The sequence below is a fragment of the Aquimarina gracilis genome, from assembly GCF_035285365.1.
GTDB classification, from domain to species: Bacteria; Bacteroidota; Bacteroidia; order Flavobacteriales; family Flavobacteriaceae; genus Aquimarina; species Aquimarina gracilis.
Genome location: NZ_JAYKLX010000015.1, coordinates 1 through 5711, shown reverse-complemented (window position 1 = coordinate 5711; position 5711 = coordinate 1). Strand labels below are relative to the sequence as shown.

Genomic DNA, 5711 nt, shown 5'->3' with positions numbered 1-5711 from the left:
AAAAAAACCCTCATCGGTTAAGATGAGGGTTTTATAAAGAAGGCGGTGACCTACTCTCCCACGATTGTAGTACCATTGGCGCTAACGGGCTTAACTACTCTGTTCGGAATGGTAAGAGGTGAGCCCCGTTGCTATAACCACCTTAAATCTTTCAGTGGGCAGTGGTAAGTATGCAGTGTAGCAGTAAATACTGCCAACTATCAACTAATTGAACTGCCAACTGTATAAGTTGACATATTGATTTAATATACGATTAAGTTTAAATAAAGACCGTAGTAAAAGCAATCGCTACGCATAAGCCTATGGGTTATTAGTACTACTCGGCTATGACATTACTGCCTTTACACCTATAGCCTATCAACGTGGTAGTCTCCCACGACCCTTTAAAGAAATCTCATCTTGTGGTGGGTTTCGCGCTTATATGCTTTCAGCGCTTATCCCTTCCGAACGTAGCTACTCTGCAATGCCTCTGGCGAGACAACAGATACACCAGCGGTTCGTCCAACTCGGTCCTCTCGTACTAAAGTCAGATCCACTCAAATTTCTAACGCCCACTACAGATAGAGACCGAACTGTCTCACGACGTTCTGAACCCAGCTCGCGTGCCACTTTAATGGGCGAACAGCCCAACCCTTGGGACCTTCTCCAGCCCCAGGATGTGACGAGCCGACATCGAGGTGCCAAACCCCCCCGTCGATGTGAGCTCTTGGGGGAGATCAGCCTGTTATCCCCGGAGTACCTTTTATCCTTTGAGCGATGGCCCTTCCATGCGGAACCACCGGATCACTATGCTCTAGTTTCCTACCTGATCGAGCTGTATCTCTCTCAGTCAAGCTTGCTTATGCCATTGCACTCTACGCACGATTACCAACCGTACTGAGCAAACCTTTAGAAGCCTCCGTTACTCTTTTGGAGGCGACCACCCCAGTCAAACTACCCACCAAGCACTGTCCATCTCGCGATGTTAGGCTTCGAATAAGCAAAGGGTGGTATTTCAACAATGACTCACACACGCCTGGCGACGCATGATCAAAGTCTCCCACCTATCCTACACATTACTTATCCAAAGTCAATACTAAGCTATAGTAAAGGTTCACGGGGTCTTTTCGTCCCGTAGCGGGTAACCGGCATCTTCACCGATACTACAATTTCACCGAGCTCATGGCTGAGACAGTGTCCAGATCGTTGCACCATTCGTGCAGGTCGGAACTTACCCGACAAGGAATTTCGCTACCTTAGGACCGTTATAGTTACGGCCGCCGTTTACCGGGGCTTCAATTCAGATCTTCGCTAAAAGCTAAACCCTCCTCTTAACCTTCCGGCACCGGGCAGGTGTCAGGCCATATACGTCATATTTCTATTTAGCATAGCCCTGTGTTTTTGATAAACAGTCGCCTGGACCTTTTCACTGCGGCCCCGATTACTCGGGGCGACCCTTCTCCCGAAGTTACGGGTCGATTTTGCCTAGTTCCTTAGCCATGAATCTCTCGAGCACCTTAGAATTCTCATCCCAACTACCTGTGTCGGTTTACGGTACGGGCTGCCTGGATCGCTTTTCTTGGAAGTCGATTCGCTAGATTATCACATTGGCCGTAGCCTCTGCGTACTATCGGGGTGTTACCACTCCCTTCAACGCACTATTCCGTCAGTGCGCACTAACTTCTCGCCTCCGTCACTTTTAATTCCGGCAGGTACGGGAATATTAACCCGTTGTCCATCCACTACCCCTTTCGGGTTCGCGTTAGGTCCCGACTAACCCTCAGCTGATTAGCATAGCTGAGGAAACCTTAGTCTTTCGGTGTGCGGGTTTCTCGCCCGCATTATCGTTACTTATGCCTACATTTTCTTTTGTAGCTACTCCAGCAATGCTCACGCACCACCTTCAACGTCACTACAATGCTCCCCTACCGATATTAAATATCCCATAGCTTCGGTAATATGCTTATGCCCGATTATTATCCATGCCGAACCGCTCGACTAGTGAGCTGTTACGCACTCTTTAAATGAATGGCTGCTTCCAAGCCAACATCCTAGCTGTCTAAGCAGTTCAACCGCGTTTATTCAACTTAGCATATATTTTGGGACCTTAGCTGATGGTCTGGGTTCTTTCCCTCTCGGACATGGACCTTAGCACCCATGCCCTCACTGCTGTGCATCATTTTATAGCATTCGGAGTTTGTCAGGAATTGGTAGGCGGTGAAGCCCCCGCATCCAATCAGTAGCTCTACCTCTATAAAACTAACACAACGCTGCACCTAAATGCATTTCGGGGAGTACGAGCTATTTCCGAGTTTGATTGGCCTTTCACCCCTACCCTCAGGTCATCCCAAGACTTTTCAACGTCAACGGGTTCGGTCCTCCACTTTGGGTTAACAAAGCTTCAACCTGCCCAAGGGTAGATCACACGGTTTCGCGTCTACTACTACTAACTCAATCGCCCTATTCAGACTCGCTTTCGCTACGGCTCCGATTCTTAAAATCTTAACCTCGCTAGTAAAAGTAACTCGTAGGCTCATTATGCAAAAGGCACGCCGTCACTGATAAATCAGCTCCGACCGCTTGTAAGCGTATGGTTTCAGGATCTATTTCACTCCCTTATTCAGGGTTCTTTTCACCTTTCCCTCACGGTACTGGTTCACTATCGGTCTCTCAGGAGTATTTAGCCTTATGGGATGGTCCCCACAGATTCACACAGGGTTACACGTGCCCCGCACTACTCAGGATACTACTAAAAATATGATCTTTACTTATACCAGGCTATCACTGTCTTTGGCTCCTCTTTCCAAAGGATTCTAATTCATTACATATTCTATATCGTAGTCCTACAACCCCCGCCTTGCCGTAACAAAACAGGTTTGGGCTAATTCGCGTTCGCTCGCCACTACTAACGAAATCACTATTGTTTTCTTCTCCTCCGGGTACTTAGATGTTTCAGTTCTCCGGGTTTGCTCATCTTACGATGTGACATGTCTTCAACATGCCGGGTTGCCCCATTCGGATATCCGCGGATCAATGTGTATGTGCCACTCCCCGCAGCTTTTCGCAGCTTATCACGTCCTTCTTCGCCTCTGAGAGCCTAGGCATTCCCCATACGCCCTTAATTAGCTTATGCGTCTTGCTTTAACTTGCTCTTTATTATTTTTATTCTTATTTCTCACACATTAAAATGTGTGCTCGTATTTCTTAAATCAATATGTCAATGAACGTTCTTCTATAGATCAATTAGATTTTTAGATCTTTAGATTACTCGACTTATAAATATTACTATCTAATTATCTAATAATCCAACCTTCTAAACAATCCAATAATCCATTAGATCGTGGAGAATACCGGAGTCGAACCGGTGACCTCCTGCGTGCAAGGCAGGCGCTCTAGCCAGCTGAGCTAATTCCCCATATACTAGTAGTTAGTACATAGTAGTTAGTAGTTAGATACAACTACTACTCAACTTCTAGAATTTCCTTATATTCAATATATATCTATGAACTTTTGATAACTATTAACTAATAACCATCAACTGCAAGCTTAGCTTGCATAGTAGTCTCAGGCAGACTCGAACTGCCGACCTCTACATTATCAGTGTAGCGCTCTAACCAGCTGAGCTATGAGACTGTCTTTTTAGTAGTGAGTAGTGAGTAATGAGTAGTTAGACAGATTCCTAAAATTACCCATACTTAATACTTAATACCCTGTACTCAATACCAAATAAATAATTAATCAACAGCGATAAGACTAAAATCACACATAAAGCACTACTCCGTCGTACCATTCTTCTCTAGAAAGGAGGTGTTCCAGCCGCACCTTCCGGTACGGCTACCTTGTTACGACTTAGCCCCAGTTACTAGTTTTACCCTAGGCCGCTCCTTACGGTGACGGACTTCAGGTACCCCCAGCTTCCATGGCTTGACGGGCGGTGTGTACAAGGCCCGGGAACGTATTCACCGGATCATGGCTGATATCCGATTACTAGCGATTCCAGCTTCACGGAGTCGAGTTGCAGACTCCGATCCGAACTGTGACCGGCTTTATAGATTCGCTCCTTGTCACCAAGTGGCTGCTCTCTGTACCGGCCATTGTAGCACGTGTGTGGCCCAGGACGTAAGGGCCGTGATGATTTGACGTCATCCCCACCTTCCTCGCGGTTTGCACCGGCAGTCTTGCTAGAGTTCCCGACATTACTCGATGGCAACTAACAACAGGGGTTGCGCTCGTTATAGGACTTAACCTGACACCTCACGGCACGAGCTGACGACAACCATGCAGCACCTTGTAATCTGTCCGAAGAAAAGTCTATCTCTAGACCTGTCAGACTACATTTAAGCCCTGGTAAGGTTCCTCGCGTATCATCGAATTAAACCACATGCTCCACCGCTTGTGCGGGCCCCCGTCAATTCCTTTGAGTTTCATTCTTGCGAACGTACTCCCCAGGTGGGTTACTTATCACTTTCGCTTAGCCACTCATCCCGAAAGACAAACAGCTAGTAACCATCGTTTACGGCGTGGACTACCAGGGTATCTAATCCTGTTCGCTACCCACGCTTTCGTCCCTTAGCGTCAATACATTGTTAGTGATCTGCCTTCGCAATCGGTATTCTATGTAATATCTATGCATTTCACCGCTACACTACATATTCTAACCACTTCACAACGATTCAAGACCTGCAGTATCAATGGCAATTTTACGGTTGAGCCGCAAACTTTCACCACTGACTTACAAGCCCGCCTACGGACCCTTTAAACCCAATGATTCCGGATAACGCTTGGATCCTCCGTATTACCGCGGCTGCTGGCACGGAGTTAGCCGATCCTTATTCGTAGAGTACCGTCAGAGCTCTACACGTAGAGCGGTTTCTTCCTCTATAAAAGCAGTTTACAACCCATAGGGCAGTCTTCCTGCACGCGGCATGGCTGGATCAGAGTTGCCTCCATTGTCCAATATTCCTCACTGCTGCCTCCCGTAGGAGTCTGGTCCGTGTCTCAGTACCAGTGTGGGGGATCTCCCTCTCAGGACCCCTACCTATCGTTGCCTTGGTATGCCGTTACCATACCAACTAGCTAATAGGACGCATAGCCATCTTATATCGATAAATCTTTAATACTTATGTGATGCCACTAAAGTATACCATGGGGTATTAATCCAAATTTCTCTGGGCTATCCCCCAATATAAGGTAGGTTCTATACGCGTTACGCACCCGTGCGCCGGTCGTCATCAGTTTGCAAGCAAACTATGTTACCCCTCGACTTGCATGTGTTAAGCCTGCCGCTAGCGTTCATCCTGAGCCAGGATCAAACTCTTCATCGTTTGTTCTTAAATATTATCTAAAACAATACAACGGAATTATAATCGTACCTCATTACATGATTCTAGTCTTAATTCTTATCTGTATAAACTATATCTCTATAGCTTAATACGCGCTGTCAATCAATATGTCTATGAACTTTATAAGCCGCATCACCACTCTTAATAATGATACTAAACTCTCTCGTTATTACCCAGGGAATCGAACCCTAATTTACCCTAAATCTTAAAGCAAAATACCAATCTAATCCTTCCTATGAACTTCGCTTCTCTGGGAAAGCGGGTGCAAATATACAACCCCTTTTTTAACCACCAAAACTTTTTTAAATTATTTTTGAAAAAGTTTCCCCCTAACCACAAAACCTCATGAACAACACAAAACATAAACCCCGTTTTGCGGGTGCAAACATA

The 5711-nt window shown here is 46.1% G+C and carries 2 tRNA genes and 3 rRNA genes; all 5 read right to left on the bottom strand.

The annotated features are described in order from the left end of the window. Nucleotides 1-37: 37 nt before the first annotated feature. Nucleotides 38-145: ribosomal RNA gene (rrf, locus tag U6A24_RS23125) — 5S ribosomal RNA — on the bottom strand. Nucleotides 146-290: 145 nt separating this feature from the next. Next, nucleotides 291-3112, bottom strand: a 23S ribosomal RNA gene (locus U6A24_RS23120). Nucleotides 3113-3320: 208 nt separating this feature from the next. Further along, nucleotides 3321-3394: transfer RNA gene (locus U6A24_RS23115), tRNA-Ala, on the bottom strand. Between the two features lie 144 nt (nucleotides 3395-3538). After that, nucleotides 3539-3612, bottom strand: a tRNA-Ile gene (locus U6A24_RS23110). Between the two features lie 167 nt (nucleotides 3613-3779). Next, nucleotides 3780-5303, bottom strand: a 16S ribosomal RNA gene (locus U6A24_RS23105). The 16S, 23S and 5S rRNA genes sit together here with 2 tRNA genes alongside, the layout of an rRNA operon. Nucleotides 5304-5711 lie beyond the last annotated feature (408 nt).